Annotated in this window: 15 protein-coding genes and 2 pseudogenes; 7 read left to right on the top strand and 10 right to left on the bottom strand. The window is 70.7% G+C overall.

Translation table 11 applies throughout. From position 1 onward, the window contains the following. Positions 1-1,370 (top strand): histidinol-phosphatase (locus tag L6E10_RS37715; RefSeq protein ID WP_236224946.1); only part of this gene is annotated, 1,370 nt, incomplete at its 5' end. Here the strand turns inward: L6E10_RS37715 and L6E10_RS37710 are convergent. After that, a pseudogene (locus L6E10_RS37710) lies at positions 1,337-2,195 on the bottom strand (helix-turn-helix transcriptional regulator). The gene L6E10_RS37715 and the pseudogene L6E10_RS37710 overlap by 34 nt on opposite strands. Before the next feature lie 134 nt (positions 2,196-2,329). Here L6E10_RS37710 and L6E10_RS37705 point away from each other — a divergent pair. Continuing rightward, positions 2,330-3,280: an SDR family oxidoreductase gene (locus tag L6E10_RS37705; RefSeq protein ID WP_236224945.1), complete on the top strand. Its 951-nt coding sequence runs from the start codon at positions 2,330-2,332 to the stop codon at positions 3,278-3,280. Here the strand turns inward: L6E10_RS37705 and L6E10_RS37700 are convergent. Then, a complete protein-coding gene (locus tag L6E10_RS37700; RefSeq protein ID WP_236224944.1) occupies positions 3,246-3,854 on the bottom strand; it encodes an alpha-ketoglutarate-dependent dioxygenase AlkB in 609 nt (202 codons plus the stop codon). The two genes, L6E10_RS37705 and L6E10_RS37700, sit on opposite strands and share 35 nt — an antisense overlap. 38 nt (positions 3,855-3,892) lie before the next feature. Further along, a complete protein-coding gene (locus L6E10_RS37695; RefSeq protein ID WP_236224943.1) occupies positions 3,893-4,432 on the bottom strand; it encodes a TetR/AcrR family transcriptional regulator in 540 nt (179 codons plus the stop codon). A gap of 51 nt (positions 4,433-4,483) precedes the next feature. Here L6E10_RS37695 and L6E10_RS37690 point away from each other — a divergent pair, with 51 nt between their 5' ends. Next, the gene (locus L6E10_RS37690; RefSeq protein ID WP_236224942.1) at positions 4,484-6,082 is read left to right on the top strand and encodes a long-chain fatty acid--CoA ligase; all 1,599 of its coding nucleotides are present in this window, start codon (positions 4,484-4,486) and stop codon (positions 6,080-6,082) included. 49 nt (positions 6,083-6,131) lie between these two features. On the opposite strand, the gene L6E10_RS37685 is transcribed toward L6E10_RS37690, so the two are convergent. Both L6E10_RS37685 and L6E10_RS37680 read right to left on the bottom strand, forming a co-directional pair. Beyond that, entirely contained in the window at positions 6,132-6,902 is a 771-nt protein-coding gene (locus L6E10_RS37685) for a DUF2382 domain-containing protein (RefSeq protein WP_236224941.1), read from the bottom strand. A gap of 132 nt (positions 6,903-7,034) precedes the next feature. Beyond that, a complete protein-coding gene (locus L6E10_RS37680; protein ID WP_236224940.1) occupies positions 7,035-7,760 on the bottom strand; it encodes an SDR family oxidoreductase in 726 nt (241 codons plus the stop codon). 76 nt (positions 7,761-7,836) lie between these two features. Between L6E10_RS37680 and L6E10_RS37675 the strand changes: the two genes are divergently transcribed. After that, positions 7,837-8,715, top strand: coding sequence for a LysR family transcriptional regulator (locus L6E10_RS37675; protein ID WP_236224939.1), 879 nt, complete (start codon positions 7,837-7,839; stop codon positions 8,713-8,715). On the opposite strand, the gene ilvD is transcribed toward L6E10_RS37675, so the two are convergent. The 4 genes from ilvD to L6E10_RS37655 all read right to left on the bottom strand — a co-directional run bounded on the left by ilvD (position 8,692) and on the right by L6E10_RS37655 (position 14,701). Continuing rightward, on the bottom strand, positions 8,692-10,380 hold the full coding sequence (gene ilvD / locus L6E10_RS37670; RefSeq protein ID WP_236224938.1) for a dihydroxy-acid dehydratase: 1,689 nt from the start codon (positions 10,378-10,380) through the stop codon (positions 8,692-8,694). The genes L6E10_RS37675 and ilvD overlap by 24 nt on opposite strands. A gap of 19 nt (positions 10,381-10,399) precedes the next feature. Continuing rightward, the gene (locus tag L6E10_RS37665) at positions 10,400-11,581 is read right to left on the bottom strand and encodes an alginate lyase family protein (RefSeq protein WP_236224937.1); all 1,182 of its coding nucleotides are present in this window, start codon (positions 11,579-11,581) and stop codon (positions 10,400-10,402) included. A gap of 652 nt (positions 11,582-12,233) precedes the next feature. Continuing rightward, on the bottom strand, positions 12,234-13,703 hold the full coding sequence (locus tag L6E10_RS37660) for a DUF1996 domain-containing protein (protein WP_374237602.1): 1,470 nt from the start codon (positions 13,701-13,703) through the stop codon (positions 12,234-12,236). Between the two features lie 92 nt (positions 13,704-13,795). Then, positions 13,796-14,701 (bottom strand): DUF4142 domain-containing protein, encoded by a 906-nt coding sequence (locus tag L6E10_RS37655; protein WP_236224936.1) that lies wholly within the window; start codon positions 14,699-14,701, stop codon positions 13,796-13,798. Between the two features lie 137 nt (positions 14,702-14,838). Between L6E10_RS37655 and L6E10_RS37650 the strand changes: the two genes are divergently transcribed. The 3 genes from L6E10_RS37650 to L6E10_RS37640 all read left to right on the top strand — a co-directional run bounded on the left by L6E10_RS37650 (position 14,839) and on the right by L6E10_RS37640 (position 18,557). After that, entirely contained in the window at positions 14,839-15,600 is a 762-nt protein-coding gene (locus L6E10_RS37650; protein ID WP_236224935.1) for an SGNH/GDSL hydrolase family protein, read from the top strand. A gap of 428 nt (positions 15,601-16,028) precedes the next feature. Next, positions 16,029-17,369: a cellulose binding domain-containing protein gene (locus L6E10_RS37645; protein WP_236224934.1), complete on the top strand. Its 1,341-nt coding sequence runs from the start codon at positions 16,029-16,031 to the stop codon at positions 17,367-17,369. Positions 17,370-17,516: 147 nt separating this feature from the next. Further along, positions 17,517-18,557: an MFS transporter gene (locus L6E10_RS37640; RefSeq protein WP_308102973.1), complete on the top strand. Its 1,041-nt coding sequence runs from the start codon at positions 17,517-17,519 to the stop codon at positions 18,555-18,557. A gap of 63 nt (positions 18,558-18,620) precedes the next feature. On the opposite strand, the pseudogene L6E10_RS37635 reads toward L6E10_RS37640, so the two are convergent. Continuing rightward, positions 18,621-19,064 (bottom strand): annotated as a pseudogene (locus L6E10_RS37635) (DUF1152 domain-containing protein); the annotation flags it as partial. Positions 19,065-19,191: the final 127 nt, after the last annotated feature.

Below are 19,191 nucleotides of genomic sequence, written 5' to 3'. Positions count from 1 at the left end.
ACTACTCCGACGACGGCCAGTACACGATCGAGCAGCAGGTCGCGAAGGCGCGCCAGTTCGGCCTCGACTGGGTCGTGATCACCGACCACGGCGGTCCCGCGCACCAGAAGTTCTCGATCGACCAGGTGACGCCGGACGTCGAACGCGCCCGCCGCGACCAGCGCGACGTGCTGGTCTACCAGGGCCTCGAGTGGAACATCCCCGGCGCCGAGCACGCCACCGTCTTCCTGCCGCCCGGCAAGCACACCGCCGACATCCTCAAGGCGTTCGAGCTGTCCTACGACGGCCGCATCGCGGGCGGCTCCGAGCCGCTCGCCCTGGCGGCCCTGCGGTACCTGGAGGCGCAGGTCCTCTCGGGACGGACCGAGATCGCGCTGATGTTCGCGAACCACCCGTCGCGGCGCGGCGTCGACAGCCCGCACGAGATCCGCGGCTGGCGCGACGCGGCCCCCGGTGTCGCGGTCGGCATGGAGGGCGCTCCCGGCCACCAGGCCGCCGGCATCCCGAAGTCCGCGGGCGGCCCCGGCCGTGCGCGCGGCTACTACGACACGGCCGCCCCGCTGCCCGAGTCGTTCCCCGGCTACCCCGCCGAGTCCTACCGCACCCACGGCGGCTTCGACTGGATGACCGCGAAAGTCGGCGGCCTGTGGGACTCGCTGCTCGCCGAGGGCCGCCCGTGGTGGATCACCGCGAACTCCGACGTGCACCAGGTCTTCGCCGACACGTTCACGCCGGGCAGGCAGGACTACGCCACGACCGGCTCGAAGGGCGCGCCGATCGACTCGGGCGTCCGGCAGACCGGGTACGGCGACTTCTTCCCCGGCCAGTACGGCGCGAACGTCGTCGGCGCCCGCTCGCGGTCCTATGTGGACGTCATGAGGGGCCTGCAGGCCGGCAAGGTGCTGACGGTGCACGGCCGCCTGGTCGACGGTCTGCGGTTGCGCGTGCGCTCCCGCGACGACCTGCGCGGCGTGACGCTGGGCGGGCGGACGTTCGTGCGCCGCGGCGGTGACGTCGAGGTGACGATCGAGATCGACCGCACGACCTCGCCGAACTGGTCGGGCTCCGTCCCCGTGCTCGCCAAGGTCGACCTGATCTCCGGCCCGGTCACCGGCCCCTGCGCCGACCGGGACGTGTTCACGGCGCCGGAGACGGAGGTCGCGAAGACGTTCGAGGTGCCGCGCAAGGGCAGGATCCGGTTCACCCACACCTTCTCCGGCGTCGAGCGCTCGTTCTACCTGCGGCTGCGGGGCAGCGACGGCAAGCGCCTGACCTCCGCCGGTGACCCGGTGGTCGACGAGATCGCGAACTCCGACCCGTGGGAGGACCTCTGGTTCTACGCCAACCCGGTGTTCGTCGACGTCATCTGAGTGCCGACGACCGACAGCAGCCGGAGCTTCTCGTAGCTCTCGCTGCCCGGCGTGGCCGTGTAGACGAGCAGGAAGTGGTGCTGGTCGGGGTCGAGCAACGTCTGGCAGTGCAGTTCGAGCGCGCCGACGCTCGGGTGGACGTACCGCTTGACCTCGTGCGGGCGCAGGCCGATCTCCTGCCGGTCCCAGACGGTCCGGAACTCGTCGCTGGCGGCCAGCAGGAGGTCGGCGTAGTGCGCGGCGCGGGAACGGGGACCGCGTCGCGCCACGGCCTCGCGCAGTCCCGAGGCGAACATGCGGCCCAGGAACTCGTGGTCGGCGGGCTCGTACAGCGCCCGCGAGGCCGGGTCGCTGAACCACCGGAAGCCGAGGCTGCGCTCCGGGCCGGTGTAGGCGGTCGAGTCCCCGGTGAGTGCGACGCCGAGCGGGGTCTGCCGGAGGGTTTCACCCAGTTCGGTGACGACCTCGGCCGGGGTGTCGTGCAGGCGGTCGAAGATCCGCGCCAGGCCGGGGCTCACGTGGTCGCTGATGCCGCCGCGGTCCGGCGGGGTGTGGCCCGCGAGGCGGAACAGGTGGTCGCGCTCGTCGAGGGACAGGTGCAGGCCCTGCGCGATCGCCGCGATCATCTGCTCGGACGGGTGCGGGCCGCGTCCCCGCTCCAGCCGCGCAGTAGTCCGCCGACATGGTGCACCGCGCCGCGACCTCTTCGCGCCGCAACCCGCTGGTCCGGCGCCGCGGCCCGCGCGGCAGGCCGATGTCCTCCGGCTGCAGCGCCTCCCTGCGGTGCCGCAGGAACGTGGCCAGCCCGGCCCTGTCGATCGCCATGTGCGGCTCCTCTCCCCGGTCCTTTCCAACGCCACCGGGCCGCCGCAGCCACGGATCGTCAGGTCCTGGATGAGTTTCCGGGTGGTCGGCCACCGTGGAGGAACACCACGGTCGACGAACACGGGAGTGCGCTCATGGCCAGCAAGAACTTCGACGTCGAGGTCCCGGACCTGACCGGGAGGCGGGCGGTCGTCACCGGCGCCAGCGACGGCGTCGGCCTGGGGATCGCCGCACGGTTGGCGGCCGCCGGTGCCGAGGTCGTCATGCCCGTCCGCAACGAGCGCAAGGGCGCGGCGGCTGTGGCGGAGATCCGCCGGCGCACGCCCGGTGCCAGGGTCTCGGTGCGCGCCCTGGACCTGTCGTCGTTGCGGTCGGTCGCCGAGCTGGGCGCCGTCCTGCTGCGGGAGGGGGCGCCGATCCACGTCCTCGTGAACAACGCCGGCGTGATGACCCCGCCCGAACGGCAGACGACCGCGGACGGGTTCGAGCTGCAGTGGGGGACGAACCACCTGGGGCACTTCGCCCTGGTGCGGCACCTGCTGCCGTTGCTGAAGGCCGGACGGGCTCGGGTGACCTCGCAGGTCAGCATCGCCGCGAACCAGAACTCGATCAACTGGGACGACCTGAACTGGGAGCGGTCCTACAGCGGCGGCAAGGCCTGCAGCCAGTCGAAGATCGCCTGCGGCCTGGTCGGGCTGGAGCTCGCGCGGCGCAGCGCGGCCGGCGGGTGGGGGATCACCAGCAACTTCTCCCACCCCGGGGTGGCTCCCACGAGTCTGCTGGCCGCCCGTCCCGAGATCGGGCGGTCCGCGGACACGCCGGGAGTGCGGCTGATCCGGGCGCTGTCCTCGCGGGGCATCGTCGTCGGCACCGTCGAGACCGCCGCGCTGCCGGCTCTGCTCGCCGCCACCTCGCCCGTGGCCGGGACGTTCTACGGGCCCAGCGGGTTCGGGCACCTCGGCGGGCCGCCCGCCGAGCAGGAGCTCTACAGCCGCCTGAGGAGCGCCGACGAGGCCCGGCGCGTCTGGGAGGTGTCCGAGGAGATGGTCGCTAGCGGACTCCGTGCGGGCGGAACTGGACGCTGATCCGCGGCCCCACGACCTTCGACGTCTTCGGCACGGCGTGCTCCCAGGTGCGCTGGCACGAACCGCCCATCACCAGGAGGTCGCCGTGGCCCAGCGCGTACCTGTGCGTCTCGCCGCCTCCGCGCGGCCGCAGCAGCAGGGCGCGCGGCGTGCCGACGCTCAGGATGGCGACCATCGTGTCCTCGGTCTGCCCGCGCCCGATCGTGTCGCCGTGCCACGCCACGCTGTCCCGGCCGTCGCGGTAGTAGCAGAGGCCGGCGGTGGTGAACGGCTCGTGCAGCTCGGGCCGGTAGTGGGCGCTCAGCGCGTCGCGGGCCGTGGTGAGGACGTCGAACGGCAGTGTGCCGCTGTAGAAGCAGAGCAGGCGTGGCACTTCGACCACGGTGTCGTACATCTGGCGGCGCTCGGCGCGCCACGGCACCTCGGTGACCAGCCGGTCGAACAGCGCGTCGGCGCCCGAGAGCCAGCCCGGCTGCACGTCGATCCACGCGCCGTGGCCCAGTTCGGTGCGGCGCGGGGCGAGCGGGGCCAGGGCCGGCTCCGCCTCCAGGTCGAACAGTGATCCCTGGCGCATGGACCGCAGCATAATCGAACACGTGTTCTACTGCGAGGTCAGGGTTTCATCACGGCCCACACGGCGTCCGCGATGATCTCGCGGGCTTCGGCCAGGTCGAACACGCCCAGCAGGAAGCGGCGCACCGACTCGTGGGCCGGGCCCATCGCCACCGGCTCCAGCGCCCACGGGGGCACGGCGCGCAGCTCGCCGGACGCCGTGCGGTCGGCGAACCACGCCAGGACCGGCGCGAACTCCGCCATCTTCGCCGCCGGGTCGGCGTGGTCGGGAGCGGCGTAGAGGAAGCGGGCGCGGCTCGGGTTCGCGATGACCCAGTCGAGGTAGCTCAGCGCCAGCCCGCGCACGGCCGCCTCGGTGCCCGGCGCGTCCAGGGCGGGCAGCATCGAGGCCACGCAGCGCGCGTAGCTGTCGGCGTAGAGCTGCGCGAACACGCCCGCGCGGCTGCCGAAGTGGTGGTAGATGCTGCCGTTCGACATACCGGAGCGCTCGGTCAGCGCGGCGATCGTCACGGCCTCCAGGCCGCCTTCCTCGACGAGCTTCAGCGCTGAGTCGAGGAGAGACTGTCGTCGGTCGGCCACGAGGGTTAGAGTACCGCTCTGGAGCGACGCTCTAGACGAAGGTGGAAAGCAATGGCGCTGTCGATTCCCGGCCTGCTGCGCGAGCGTGTCGCGCGCACGCCCGACGCCGAGGCGATGCGGTACCGCGACGGCGGTGGCTGGGTCTCGCTGAGCTGGGCCGAGCTGCAGCACCGCGTCGCCGCGGAGGCGTTCGGCCTGGTGGACCGGGGACTGCGCAGAGGTGACCGCGTCGCGCTCATGGGCGGGACCAGCGTCGAGTGGATCGTCACCGACCTCGCCGTGCTGGCCGCGGGGGGCGCCACGACCACGATCTACCCGAACAGCACCGCGGAGGAGGTCGCGCACATCGTCGGCGACTCCGGCAGCCGGATCGTCGTCGTGGAGACCGACGAGCACGCCGCGTCGATGCCCGGCGGCGTCGAGGTGCTGCGGTTCGGCGCGATCCCGCGCGGTGAGGGCGACTACGACGCGTTGGTCGACGGGCTGTCGAAGGACGACCTGGCGACGTTGATCTACACCTCCGGCACGACCGGCACGCCCAAGGGCGTCGAGCTCACGCACGAGAACTGGCTGACGACCGCGGAAGCCATCGCGTCCCTGGGGATCCTCGAGGAATCCGACCTGCACTTCCTGTGGCTGCCGCTGTCGCACGCGTTCGGCAAGGTGCTGACGATGGCGATGATCGCCGCGGGCGTGCCGACGGCGGTCGACGGCAGCGTGGAGCGGATCGTCGACAACCTCGGGGAGCTGCGGCCGTCCATCGTGGCCGCCGCGCCGCGCATCTTCGAGAAGATCCACGGCCGGATCGTCGCGGGCGCGCGGGAGAAGGGCGGGCTCACCGAGAGGATCTTCCGGTGGGCCGACCGCGAGCACGGCCCGGTGACGCGCCGGCTCGCGGACCGGCTGGTGTACCGCAAGCTGCGCGACCGGGTCGGCGGGCGGATCCGCTACTTCGTGTCGGGCTCGGCCCCGCTCGCGCCCGAGATCGCGGGGTTCTTCGCCCGCGCCGGTATCACGATCCTGGAGGGCTACGGGCTCACCGAGTCGTCCGCGGCCACGTTCTTCAACCGGCCGGGCATGATCGCGATCGGCACGGTCGGGCCGCCGATCCCCGGCATGGAGGTCAAGATCGCCGAGGACGGCGAGGTCCTGCTGCGGGGCCCCGGCGTCATGCGCGGCTACCACAACCGGCCGGACGCGACCGCCGAGGCGCTGGTCGACGGCTGGCTGCACACCGGGGACATCGGCGAGCTCGACGACGCGGGGCGGTTGACGATCACCGACCGCAAGAAGGAGCTCATCAAGACCTCCAGCGGCAAGTACGTGGCGCCTGCCCGGATCGAGAGCATGATCAACGCTGCCTCGCCGTACATCAGCAACGTCGTCGTGCACGGCGATCGGCGCAAGTACTGCGTGGCGCTCGTGACGCTCGACCCGGACACCGCGAAGGGCCTCGCGAACGCCGAGGAAGAGGTCGGCGGCGCGATCGAGACCGTCAACGCCCAGCTCGCGCGGCACGAGACGATCAAGCGGTTCGCGGTGCTGGACAACGACTTCAGCGTCGAGGAGGGGTTGCTGACCGCCTCGCTGAAGCCTCGCCGCCGGGAGATCGAGAAGCGCTACCGGGACGTCCTCGACAGCCTGTACTAGCGAACCGCCCACCGGCGGAAGTGGTGGGCGGTTCGCTGGAGTGCTCCGGTCAGCGGCGGCCGCGCGACTCGTCGTCGCGCTCGACCTCGACGCGCTCCTTGCGGACCTCGCCCTTCACGTCCTTCTGCTCGGTGACGGCGTTCTTCTCCAGCCGGACCCGTTCGGTGGCCTCGGTGCGCTTCTGCACCACCGGCTCTTCGCGGTGCAGCGTCACCTCGGCCTGCTCGTCGGCGAACGCCCTGCCCGTGCCGCCCTGCGCCGGCTCGCGGACGACCCGGACCTCCTCGTGCGTCACCGGCACCGTCACGTTGCGCTCCTCGGTGACCGTGTGCTTGACCAGCCGCACCCGGCCCGACTCGACCCTGCGGGTGCCGACGTCGAGCTTCTCCTCCGACAGCGTGACCTCGGCCGCGTCACCGGTCCTGTCCCCGGCGGCGTGCCGCCCGTCGCGCCGGCCGGTGGCCCGGCGGTCGTCGAGCCGGTCGTGCTCGCCGGTCTTGGCCTGCGGGATCATCCCGTAGTGCCGGTAGAGCGCCTCCTGCTCCTCGTCGGACATGTGGTCCTCCGAGGTGTGCAGGCTGGGAGCGTCCTTCACCTGCTCCTTGCTGACGGGGACGGTGATCGCGCCGCCCGCGACGGTGCCCTGCTGGATCGGCACGAAGCTCTCCTTCATGCCGAACAGCCCGGTCTGGACCTCGGCCCACATGGGCTTGCCGGTGCCGTCCTCGAGCCACACCCGCTTGACCGAACCGATCTTCTCGCCCCTGTTGTCGATCACGTCGCAGTCGTACAGAGCCTCAACGTGCGTCTGATCGATCATCGCGTCGTCCCTCCAAGTTGGCTTTTCGGCTTGTGAACGCGAAGTACCCCGCTCGAACGTGCCGGCCGCGGGTGCCGTCCGACCGGGTGACCGCACGAGCGTGGCGTTTCAACCGGCCGGGGGACACCCCCCTCACCAGGGGACGACGCCCTCGTCGTCGAAGAAGCCGCCGCGCGGCCCGTCGTCGGGGAGGGTGGCGAGCCGGACCGCGACCGCCGCGCCCAGCTCGGGCGTGCGGTCGGGGAGGAAGCCGGTGAAGTCCGTGGCGACGTAACCGGGACAGCAGGCGTTGATGATGACGTTCGTGTCGGCCAGAACCCGCGCGTACTGGGCCGTGATGCTGTTCAGCATCGACTTCGACGGCGCGTACGCGGCCATGACCGGACCGGTCCGCAGCGTCAGCGAGCCCATGTTGCTCGACACGTTCACGATGCGGGGCGAGGTGGCCCGGCGGAGCAGGGGGAGCACCGCGTTGGTCACCCGCACGACGCCGAACACGTTCGTGTCGAGGACCGCGCGGACGACGTCGAGGTCGAGCGTCGCCGGGTCCTGCGCCCCGGCGTCCACCCGCCCGGCGATGCCCGCGTTGTTGACCAGCACGTCGAGCCGTCCGGTCGTCCGCTCGACGGTCCTCGCCGCAGCGGCGGCGCTCTCGTCGGAGGTGACGTCGAGCGCGACCCCGAACGCGTCGGCTCCGGCAGCCCGCAGGCGGTCGACGGCCTCCTCGCGCCTCACGTCGTCGCGGGCGCCCACGGCGACCGTGAAACCGGCCGCTCCGAGGCCCTGGGCGATGGCGAAACCGATTCCCTTGTTCGCGCCGGTGACCAGCGCGGTCTTCTTGTGGTTCACGGGATCCATGCTCGGCGGGCCGCGCACCGCTGTCCAAGATCGATTCAGTAAGGCCTGATACCCGCCGGGTATTAGGCTCGGGAGCGTGGACGACCTCGAGACCCGCGAGCTCCGGTACTTCGTCGCCGTCGCGGAGGAGCTCCACTTCGGACGCGCCGCCGAACGCCTCGGGATCGCGCAGCCGCCTCTCTCGCGGGCGATCGTGCGGCTGGAACGGCGGCTCGGCGTCCGGCTGCTCGACCGGGACCGCCGCGGCGCCGCGCTCACCGAGGCGGGCCACGTGCTGCTGCGCGAGGCGAGGACGGCCCTCGACGCCGTCTCCGCCGCCGTGCGCCGGACGCGGCGGGCCGCGGACCCGGACCGGCCGCTCGTCCTCGTGACGAAGGCCGGAGCGTCCCACGAGCTGCTGCGGGCGCTGCTGGACGCGGTGGCGGCCGATCCCGGAGGGCCGCGGGTCGAGGTGCTGCTGTGCGAGGTGGGGGAGCAGGCGCGGCGGCTGCGCGACGGGCAGGCGGACGTGGCGATCATGCACCACCCGTACGACGACCTCGCGGGGTTCGACACCGTGGACGTGCACGTGGAGAGCCAGGTCGCGATCGTCCCCGCCACCCACCCGCTCGCGGACCGCGAGAGCGTGACGCTGGCCGAGGTCAGCGCCGTGCCGGACCTGCCGATCGCGCGCTGGCCGCGGCTCGACGGCACCTACCCGGACGGCCCGGGACCCGAGGTGCGCACCCAGTCGCAGCTCGCCCAGCTCGTGGCGCTCGGCAGGACCCTGCTCGTCATCCCCGCCTCCAGCCGCGCCTGGCAGTGGCCGGAGCACGTCGCGGTGCCCGTCACCGACGCGCCGGAGGTCACCACGCTCCTCGCCTGGCCGCCGCACGGTCACTCGCCGGCGGTCGCCGCGCTCGTGCGTTCGGCGGCCAGGCTGCGCGGAGGGTCAGTCGCAAACCGCTCCGCGTGAGGCCGAGCCGACGAGCTTCGCGTACTTGGCGAGCACGCCGCGTTCGTAGCGCGGGGGCAGCGGGGCCCAGCCGTCGCGGCGGCTGTCCAGGTCGGCCTCGACGTCGAGCGTGCCCTCGGCGACGTTCAGCGTGATGCGGTCACCGTCCTGCACGAACGCGATGGGCCCGCCGTCGACCGCCTCCGGGGCGACGTGGCCGACGCACAGCCCCGTGGTGCCACCGGAGAACCGGCCGTCGGTGAGCAGCAGGACGTCCTTGCCGAGACCGGCGCCCTTGATCGCCGCGGTGATGGCGAGCATCTCCCGCATCCCCGGCCCGCCCTTCGGGCCCTCGTAGCGGATCACCACGACGTCGCCCGCCGTGATCGTGCCGTCCTCCAGTGCGTCCATCGCGGCGCGCTCGCGGTCGAACACGCGGGCGGTGCCGGTGAAGACGTCCGAGTCGAAGCCCGCGGACTTCACGACGGCGCCCTCCGGCGCGAGCGAGCCCTTGAGGATCGTGATGCCGCCGGTGCGGTGGATGGGCTTGTCGAGCGCCCGCAGCACCAGGCCGTCCGGATCGGGCGGGGCGATGTCGGCGAGGTTCTCGGCGACCGTGCGGCCGGTGACGGTGAGGCAGTCGCCGTGCAGCAGGCCGGCGTCCAGCAGCGCCTTCATCACCACGGGCACGCCGCCGATGCGGTCGACGTCGGTCATCACGTGCCGCCCGAACGGCTTCACGTCCGCCAGGTGCGGCACGTTCGCGCCGATGCGGCTGAAGTCGTCCAGGCTCAGCTCGACGCCGGCCTCGTGCGCGATGGCGAGCAGGTGCAGCACGGCGTTGGTGGAGCCGCCGAACGCCATCACGACGGCGATGGCGTTCTCGAACGCCTCGCGGGTCATGATCTGCCGCGCGGTGATCCCCTTGCGGAGCATCTCCACCACGGCCTGGCCGGACCGGCGCGCGAACCCGTCGCGGCGGCGGTCGGTGGCCGGGGGAGCGGCGCTGCCGGGCAGCGACATGCCGAGGGCCTCGGCCGCGCTCGCCATGGTGTTCGCCGTGTACATGCCCCCGCAGGCGCCCTCACCGGGGCAGATCGCGCGTTCGATCCGGTCGACGTCCTCGCGGCTCATCAAACCGCGGGAGCACGCGCCGACGGCCTCGAACGCGTCGATGATCGTGACCTCCTTCTCCGTGCCGTCGGAGAGGGTGACGCGACCCGGCAGGATCGACCCGGCGTAGAGGAACACGCTCGCGAGGTCGAGCCGCGCCGCCGCCATCAGCATGCCGGGCAACGACTTGTCGCAGCCCGCGAGCAGCACCGAGCCGTCCAGGCGCTCGGCCTGCATCACCGTCTCGACGCTGTCCGCGATCACCTCCCGCGACACCAGCGAGAAGTGCATGCCCTCGTGACCCATGGAGATGCCGTCCGACACCGAGATCGTGCCGAACTCGAGCGGGTACCCGCCCGCCGCGTGCACCCCGTCCTTCGAGGCCTTCGCGAGGCGGTCGAGCGACAGGTTGCACGGCGTGATCTCGTTCCAGGACGAGGCGACGCCGACCTGCGGCTTCTCCCAGTCCTCGTCCCCCATGCCGACGGCCCGGAGCATGCCGCGCGCGGCGGTGCGCTCCAGGCCGTCGGTCACGTCGCGGCTGCGTGGCTTCACGTCCGGTGTCTCGGTCATGAGCGCACGCTAGTACGACTCAGGAGGGGTTGGCCGCGTGAGTCAGCGTCTCCCAGGCGATGAACAGGTTGTCCGTCCCCTGTGGACGCTGGGCCTCGGTGTAGCGCCGGGTGTTCGTCATGCCGATGCCCAGCCGGGTGTTCAGGGCGTTGAAGCTCACCTCGGAGGTCGGCCCGAGCTCGCGGGAGTAGCTGCCGCCGCACAGCCACGACGGCACCGGCTCGCCGTTCTCGTACCTCGTGTGCAGGCCCCACGCGTGGCGCATCCGATCCTTGATCTCGCCCCAGATGTCCTGGCCCTGGTGCCGCGCCGTCTCGGCGAAGTGCGAGGCCGCGCTGAGCCCGTAGGCGGTGTGCGCGAAGTCCCGGCACGTCTCCTGGGTGAGCCCGTCGACGAAGGTGGACTGGCCGTGCCAGTACGAGATGATCTCGTCCCGCGTGTCGATGCCACTGCCCGGCGGCGTCTTCGGCAGGGCGCCGTCGCCGGTGAGGTAGATGAACGCCTGGATGCGCGTCCGGAAGATGCCGACGGCCTTGTCGTAGGCCGCCCGGTCCTCCAGGAACACCGCGATGCCGAGGCTCGCCTCCATCATGCTGAGCTCCCAGTTGCCGTTGGTGTTCGCACGGCCGTTCTGGATCTCGGGCAGGTAGACCTCGCGCAGCATCGTGCCGAACCTCGCGCTGTTCGGCCAGTTGCCGTGCACGTGCTTGATGATCTCCGCCGCCTTCGGCCAGCTGCTCGCCGACCACGCCGTCTGCAGCGGGGCGTTGGAGTTGGTGTGGTCGCGGATCGTGGCGGACCAGGCGTCCATGATCTGGATCGCCTTGGCCGCGTACCGGTTGTCGCGCGTCACGTACCAGATGAGGGACAGGGTGTAGGCGGCGATGGCGTCTTCGCGCTCGTCGGTGCAGCCGAGGTTGGGGTTGGAGTAGGAGCCGCACTCGACGACGGCGCGGGGCTTCGGCGTGCGGGTGAGGTCGGCGTACTTCGAGGCGAGCATGCGGTCGTAGGCGAGCTTCCAGGGTTGTGCGCCCGCCAGGACCTTGGTGCGCATGAAGTCCAGCTGTGGCCGGGATACGACGACTCCCGGGTGGACGAACGTCGCGGGCGCAGCCTGGGCTGAGCCGGTGACCGGGGCCAGCAGGGAGGCCAGCAGGGAGGCCAGCAGGGGGATCAGTACCGCGCAGGAACGGGTGACCATGCGCCTCAGTGTTGGTGGTCCATACCTTTGCGGTCAATCATTCCGGAACAAGGTTCACGGTGGTGAATTCGGGTGGGTCTTCCCGGGTGATTGGTGTGCGGGTGCGGGTGCGGGTGCGGCTTTGGCTGGTCGGTGCCGGTTCCAGCGGGGTGGTTGCGTTTTGTCGGTCGGGTTGCGTTGCGAGGGTGGTCCTGCGGGTCGGGACGAAGCGCCGGGGTGGCGATTGGGGCTTGACCTCGAGCCTCTGGCGGGATGCTGGGACGGCCGGAAAAGCCGGGGCGAAAAGAGCCCCGGCCGTGCCCTCGAGGGGAGCATCCCGCCCCCTCGAGGTCAAGCCCCAATCGCCTTCGCCGGTGCCGACCGCTACCCGGCGGCGTCAGGTTCATCTGGCTCGCTGCGCATCGCCACGCCAGGCTGCGTGCGTGGCCGGGTTGGGTTGTCGGCTGTCCGGTTGGGTGCGCGCGCCTGGCCTGGACGCGTGGTTGGTTTGCGTTGGCGGGTGCGGTTGGGTGCGCGCGCCTGGCCTGGGCGCGTGTCGGCTTGCGTTGGCGAGTGGATTGGTGCCCGCACCTGTTGTGGCGCACGAGAAGTCCCCCGGTGCGCGGGAGGTGCACCGGGGGACTTCGTCTGGGTGAACTGCGTGGTCAGGGCGTCACTCGCGGCACTTCTTGCCCGAGTTCACGCAGTTGACCAGGCGGTTCATGATCTTCTGCGACATCACGTTCGCGAAGTCGTCGTGGTCGGTGAGCGGGTTGTGCTCCTCCTCCGGGAAGGAGTCGACCAGGTAGCGGCCGTCCTTCTGGACGTCCAGCGGGATGTTGTAGGTCAGCGAGATGCGCAGCTGCGGCACGGCCTTGAAGCCCTGCTTGCACTTGCCGTTCTGGTCGGGGAACACGATGTGGTCGCGGTGGTTCGCGGAGTCGATGTTCTTGCCGTCCCAGCAGCTCGGGAAGTCGTGCACGCGCTTGACCTTCGAGCCCTGCGGGCAGATCGGGTACTTGTCCATCAGGACCTTGTCCTCGAAGCCCGTGCAGGTCCAGGACGCCTTGGCGTTCTTCGGGCCGTTCTGGCCGGCCTTGGCGTCGCCGTAGAGGACGCGGAGGAACTTGGGCATCGCGACGACCTTGCCGGTCGGGCTGCCGCGGAAGGTGAGGTCGACGACGGCCGGGCGCTGGATCTCGCCCTCGTTGCCCTCGAGCTCGTTGTCGCCGTTCTCCTCGGCGTTGTTCTGGTTCTTCTTGTCCTCGGTGCCCTCGGCCTGGGCGTCGTCGCTGTTCTCGCCGCCGTTGTCGAGGCCCTGTTCGCCCTGGGCGGGGTCCTCGACGGCGCAGGCGGCGGCCGGGTTCAGGTCGGGGGCCTGCTGGCCCTGGCGGCTGAACGCCAGCATCATGCGGTTCAGGATGGCGGCGCGCTTCTCCCGCGTCGGGCCGACGATCACGTTGTCGCGGTCCTGGGCCTTGGTCGAGGCGACCTTCTTCTCGGCTTCCGCGGTCACCTTCTCGATGTTCTCGAGCTCGCGGTCGATCTCGGCCTGGGCCGCGTCCGGCACGTTCTCGGAGAGCAGCGAGGCGACGTCCGGGCACTCGAGCCGCGGCGCGTCCTTGGCGGCCTTGTCCTTGTCCTGCTGGGCCTTGTCGTCCTTCTTCGGCGGTGCCTGCTCCGCGGGCGGCGCGGCCTCGTCCGGCTCCTCGTCGATGATGCGCACGACAGGCCAGAAGTAGGCGGACTTGTCACCGTTCTTGCAGGTCGTGCCCGCCGCCTGGAGTGAGGCGTTGTTGGAGTCCGCGTTCGTGGACAGGTTGCCGACGTAGTCGTGCAGGTGCTGGGCGCCGTTGCGGACGCCGGGCTGCGCGATGAAGTTGTCGGGGTTGAAGTGGCCGTTCTCGTTGCGGCCGCAGTCGACCGTGAACGTGCCTGTGGTGGCATCGTTCTCCGGTTTGGGTTTCTTGACGTTCGGCTTCACCTTGGTGATGTCGACGAACAAGCTCTTGTCCGCCCCGTCGGCGAGCGCGGAGCCATCAGAAGAACTGATGGCCACCACCGCGGCACTGCCCGCGACCACGGCCATCGCCGCAGCGGCGGCGGTGAGCCAGATCGTGGATTTCCTCCGGTGAATAGCCATGTGCCACCTCGTGGTAGTCCGATGAACGGCATGCTGAAGCTGACGGCGGTAGGGGCCGCCATCTTCGTGAAGAACCTGGGTGTGCTGTTTTCCTAGAACGAACGGGATTTCCGCCGGGATTTCTTGGAACGCGAGATGAACCGCATCCCCACCAGGGCGAGCGCGAGCACCGCTATCGCTCCGAAGAAGACGCCGTTGTTCTCACCGAAAACGCCCTGCTCGGCGGTGCGGGTGAACCTGGTGCCCTCGGGCACGGTGGGGATCACGCCGTCGGTGGGGTTCGCGGTCGCGTCCGCCGCCTGGTCGCCCGTCGCGTCCGGTGCCGCGGAGCTGTCCGCGGGCGGAGGAGGCGCGAGCGGCTGCGGCGACTCGAGGCCCGCGAAGTCCACGCGACCGGTGTCCTCGAGCACCTTGATGTGGTCGAAGACGGTGATCATGGCCTGGGTGGAGAGGATGCGGATGAGCTCGTTCTTGGTGCCCGCCCGGATTTGGGCCGCGTAGGCGTACACCTTGCCGTGCGCCGCGCGGAGGCGGTTGGCGAAGACGGCGTCGAACTCGTCGCCGCTCGCCGCGTCCATCTCGGCGAGCCAGCCCTTCTGCTCGTCGGAGGCCTCGGTGGGCAACGTGTGGCCGAGCAGGACGCCCGCCCTGTTCACCACGTTGTCGAGGAGCGTGTGCCCCTCGATGAGGTGCTTGCAGGCCTCCAGGATCTTGGGCTGGTCGGGCCGCTTGGCCCTGCCCTTGTCGCCCGCCGGTTTCTCCCACAGCCCGGCCTGCTTGACGCGGTTCATGAAGTCCCGGTCGGCGGGTCCGAGCGGTCCCCACTGCGTCTGCACGACCTCGTCGCCCGTGCCGGCACTGCCGGGTGGCGGGGTGGAGATGGGGGTGGAGGGCGTCGTCGTGGCGGGCTGTCCGAGTGCGCTCCCGGTGTCGAGCAGCACGGCCAGCGCACAGCCGGCCAGCGCGACCACCAGTCGCGCCGGCCTTGCCAAGTCCATGGGGAGTCGCACGAACGGGGATACGGCCGGGAATGGTCCGGCGCCTCAGTTCGAGACCCCGCCGTTATCGAAACGTTATCCACGGCCTCGCAACCCCGGGAGAAGTCGCAGGAAAAGCGCGACATAGGGTCCTGAGCATGAGCAAGCGTTTTGTGGCGTTGGGGGACTCGTTCACCGAAGGTGTGGGCGATGACGACGCCAGTCGTCCGAACGGCGTGCGCGGCTGGGCTGACCGCGTCGCCGACGTCCTGGGGGCCGTCGACCCCGAGTTCGCCTACGCCAACCTGGCCGTGCGCGGCCGGCTGCTGCCGCAGGTGCTGGGGGAGCAGCTCGAGCGCGCCCTCGACATGAAGCCCGACCTCGTCTCGCTCTACGCGGGCGGCAACGACCTCATGCGTCCCAAGGTGGACATCGACGGCCTGATGCGCCGCTACCGGGCGGCTGTGGCGCGCCTCGTGTCCGCGGGCGCGCGCGTGATCCTCTTCACCGGCGTGGACGGTGCCGACGACCCGGTGTTCCGCAGGATGCGCGGCCGTGTGGCCATCTACAACGAACACGTGCGCTCGATCGCCGCCGAGCACGCGTGCGTCCTCGTCGACATGTGGAACATGCGCCAGCTGCGCGACCGTCGCATGTGGTCGGCCGACCGCCTGCACCTCAACTCGCTCGGGCACACCGAGGTCGCCATCTCGGTCCTGGAGGGGCTCGGCGTGCCGCACGCGCTGGAGCGGACCCTGCTCGGCGTGGCCCCGCTCGTCGACCGCCGAGTCCGGCGCGCGGAGGACTGGAAGTGGGCCCGAGAGCACGTCGTGCCGTGGGTGGTGCGCCGGGTGCGTGGTGAGTCCTCCGGGGACGTCATCCGCCCGCGCCGCCCCGACCTGCTGCCGCCGTCACGGTAGGACGTGTTCCTCGAAGACGTCGTCTGGCGAGCTCGAACGCGGAGCGGGCCCGGTCTCGCGGGCGCGATGCCGATGGCCGCGGGCATCGCCGCGATCCTCTTCGCGCAGTGAGCACCGGGTGCGCGTCCGAGCAGGGCCCGTACGTCGTTCCGGGCGGAATCCCCGCGGGAACGGGAACGGGCTGTCGAGAAGGCTGTGGAGCGCACCGGCGTCGCGTGAGGCGCGGCGGCCCCGGTACCGGTTCCGCCACGTCATCGGGCTCCGTCGGCGGTCATCCGGCGGACCATGTCGAGTGGACCGATCGTGAGAGCGTTCTCATAACCCGCCGCGATGTGGTGGGATGATGTCCGCTTCCTCCTCTTGAACGAGTGGTTTAGACCAGTTAACGTGCCTGCCATCACGTACCCCCTGCACGTGAATGGAGCACCATGAAGAAGTTCCGCCGGCAAATCCTGACCGCCGGTCTGGCGATAGCCACTGTCATCGGTGGCCTCCTCGCCGCGCCCGCGAGTGGCGCGACGGGCGTGACCGCGGCGTTCACCAAGACGTCGGACTGGGGCAGCGGCTACGAGGCCAAGTACACGATCTCCAACAGCGGCGGAGCCGCGCTCTCGTCGTGGACCGTCGAGTTCACGCTGCCGAGCGGGCAGTCCATCGCGTCGCTGTGGGACGGCAGTTACGCCGCCAACGGCCAGAACATCACCGTGCGCAACACCTGGAACGGCAACGTCCCGGTCGGTGGAAGCGTCAGCTTCGGCTTCACCGTGAAGGGTTCCGGCGCGAACCCCTCCAACTGCAAGATCAACGGCGGTTCGTGCGACGGCGGCTCGCAGCCGACCACCACCACGACCACCACCACCACCACCACCACGACCACGTCGACCCCGCCGGTGCCCGGCACCGGGCGCGGCGCTCCCTACCTGTACCTGGGCTGGGGCAACCCGCAGAGCGCGACGCAGGTCATGAGCGCGACCGGCGTCAAGTGGTTCACGCTCGCGTTCGTGCTCTCCGGCGGCGGCTGCACCCCCTCGTGGGACAGCTCGCGTCCGCTGATCGGTGGCGTCGAGCAGCAGACGATCAACGCCATCCGCTCCGCCGGTGGTGACATCGTGCCGTCGTTCGGTGGCTGGAGCGGCAACAAGCTCGGCCCGAACTGCGCGACCGCCGAGGCGCTGGCCGGCGCGTACCAGCAGGTCATCAACGCCTACAACCTCAAGGCGATCGACATCGACATCGAGAACTCCGACGAGTTCGAGAACACGACGGTCCAGGACCGGATCCTGACCGCGCTGAAGATCGTCAAGCAGAACAACCCCGGCATCCAGACGATCGTCACGTTCGGCACCGGCACCACCGGCCCGAACTTCTACGGCGCTCGCCTGATCGACCAGGCCAAGGCCCTGAACGCGAACATCGACGTGTTCACGATCATGCCGTTCGACTTCAACAGCTCCAACATCCGCAACGACACGATCGGCGCGGCCACGGGGCTGAAGAACAAGCTCAAGTCGACCTTCGGCTGGAGCGACGCCGAGGCGTTCAGGCACGTCGGCATCTCGGGCATGAACGGCCTGTCCGACCACCGCGAGCTGACCACCGTCGACGACTGGACCGCGATCCGCGACTGGTCGAAGGCGAACGGCCTCGGGCGACTGGCCTTCTGGTCGGTCAACCGCGACCGCGGTGGCTGCGACGGTCAGATCGCCGCCCACTGCTCCGGCATCCAGCAGGCCGACCTGGCGTTCACGAAGATCACCGCCGGGTTCTGACCACACGCGGTTCCCGGACGACCACGAGCCGTCAGCGCCATTTATCCGGTGGCGCTGACGGCTTATCCTTGTGCCATGCGTCGACGACATTGATCTTCAACCGATCTCTCCCGAACCGCGACGGCGTGGGCGTGGTGCTCGCACCTCATCCCGATCTACGCGCTGTACGCGCTGCTCTTCGCCGACAGCGGGCTGTCGGACGCCCAGATCTCGGTGCTGCTCGCCGTCTGGTCGCTCACCGCGGTGGTCTTCGAGGTGCCCTCCGGTGCCGTCGCGGACCGGTTCTCGCGGCGCAGTTCCCTCGTGGCCTCCGGTGTGCTGCAGGCCCTCGGGTACGCGGCCTGGGTGGTGTTCCCGTCGTTCTGGGGCTTCGCCGCCGGCTTCGTGCTGTGGGGGCTGGGCGGCACGCTGCAGTCGGGCGCGTTCGAGGCCCTGCTGTACGACGGGCTGGCGGCCAACGGTGACGAGGAGCAGTACGGGCGGCTCAACGCCCGTGTCGACACCATCGAGCTGATCGCCCAGGTGCCGGTCGCCGTCGTGGCCACCGCGCTGTTCTCCCTCGGCGGTTACCAGCTGGCCGGGTGGATCTCGGTCGCGATGTGCCTCGCCTCGTCGGTGATCGCGTTGCGGTTCCCCGAACCCGAACGCGGCTCGGAGGACGACGAGCCCGGCTACTTCGCGACCTTGATGACCGGGCTCCGCGCGTCCGTGCCGATCAAGCGCGCTGTCATCGCGGTGGCGCTGGTGTACGCCATCGACGCGTTCGAGGAGTACTTCACGCTGCTGGCCCAGGACTGGCACGTGCCGACGGTGTGGGTGCCGATGGCGACGATCGGCGTGCCGTTGACGGGCGCGGCCGGTGCCCACCTGGCGGGGCGGCTGCCGTTGCGCGGCTGGGTCCTGTTCGCCTCGGGCGTGCTGCTGGTCGTGGCGGCCTGGCTGGCCGTGCCGCTCGCGATCATCCTGTTGGGACTGTTCTACGGGCTGTACCGGTTCGTGCTGGTGCACGTGGAAACCGAGCTGCAGCACCGCATCGAGTCCGACGCCCGCGCGACCGTGACGTCCGTGGCCGCGATCGGCTCGGAGTTCGTGGCGTTCGCGGTCTACGGCATGTGGGTGCTCGGCACGGCCTTCGCCGTCGGGGTGCTGATCCTCGTCATCGCGGTGGTGGTGGTGCGGCGTCAATGAGGAAGTGCGCGTATTCTCCAGCAACGGCAGGTAGTGCACGCCGCGGGCCAACGCGTCGAGGTCGACGCTGAAGTACACGCCCATCAACGGGTTCACGAACAGCTCGCTGCCCTCGGTGCGGGTGGTGAACCGCACGTCGCCGAACTCGCCCCGCAGGGAGGCCGCGATCTGGCCGTTGACGATGCTCGGTGACAACGGCGTCGCGTCCTGCGCCTGCTGCACGGCGGTCGTGTACGCGCGGGCCTCGTGGCTGTCCGGCGGGATGGACAGGGCGCCGAGGTAGGCGCCCTGCCTGTCGAGTGCGGCCAGGTTCTCCAGCACATGCGCGTGGCACACGCCGTGGTGCGCGTCGATACCGAACCCGAGGCTGGTCATGTCCTCCGTGGGCGTGCCGAGGTGCTGTTCGTCGCCGCGCAGGAGGATGTCCGTGCCGCCGTCGACGAGCACGATCGCGTCGATGGAATGCTTCTTCACGAGAGTGCGGTACGCCCTGCGCAACGGCCGCACACCCGTGCGCGGGAACGCGTACACGGTGTCGTTGGGGAACCGGGCGAGCTCGCGTTCGGGGAAGTAGGCGTCCTCGCCCGAGGTCTCCGGCTCGACGGCGGCGAGCCCGCGCTCCAGCCAGGCGTCG

This window comes from Lentzea sp. CC55 (assembly GCF_021056325.1).
In the GTDB taxonomy this organism is placed as follows: domain Bacteria; phylum Actinomycetota; class Actinomycetes; order Mycobacteriales; family Pseudonocardiaceae; genus Lentzea; species Lentzea jiangxiensis.
The sequence above is the reverse complement of the archived record's forward strand: the minus strand, read 5'-3'. Positions and strand labels throughout refer to the sequence as shown.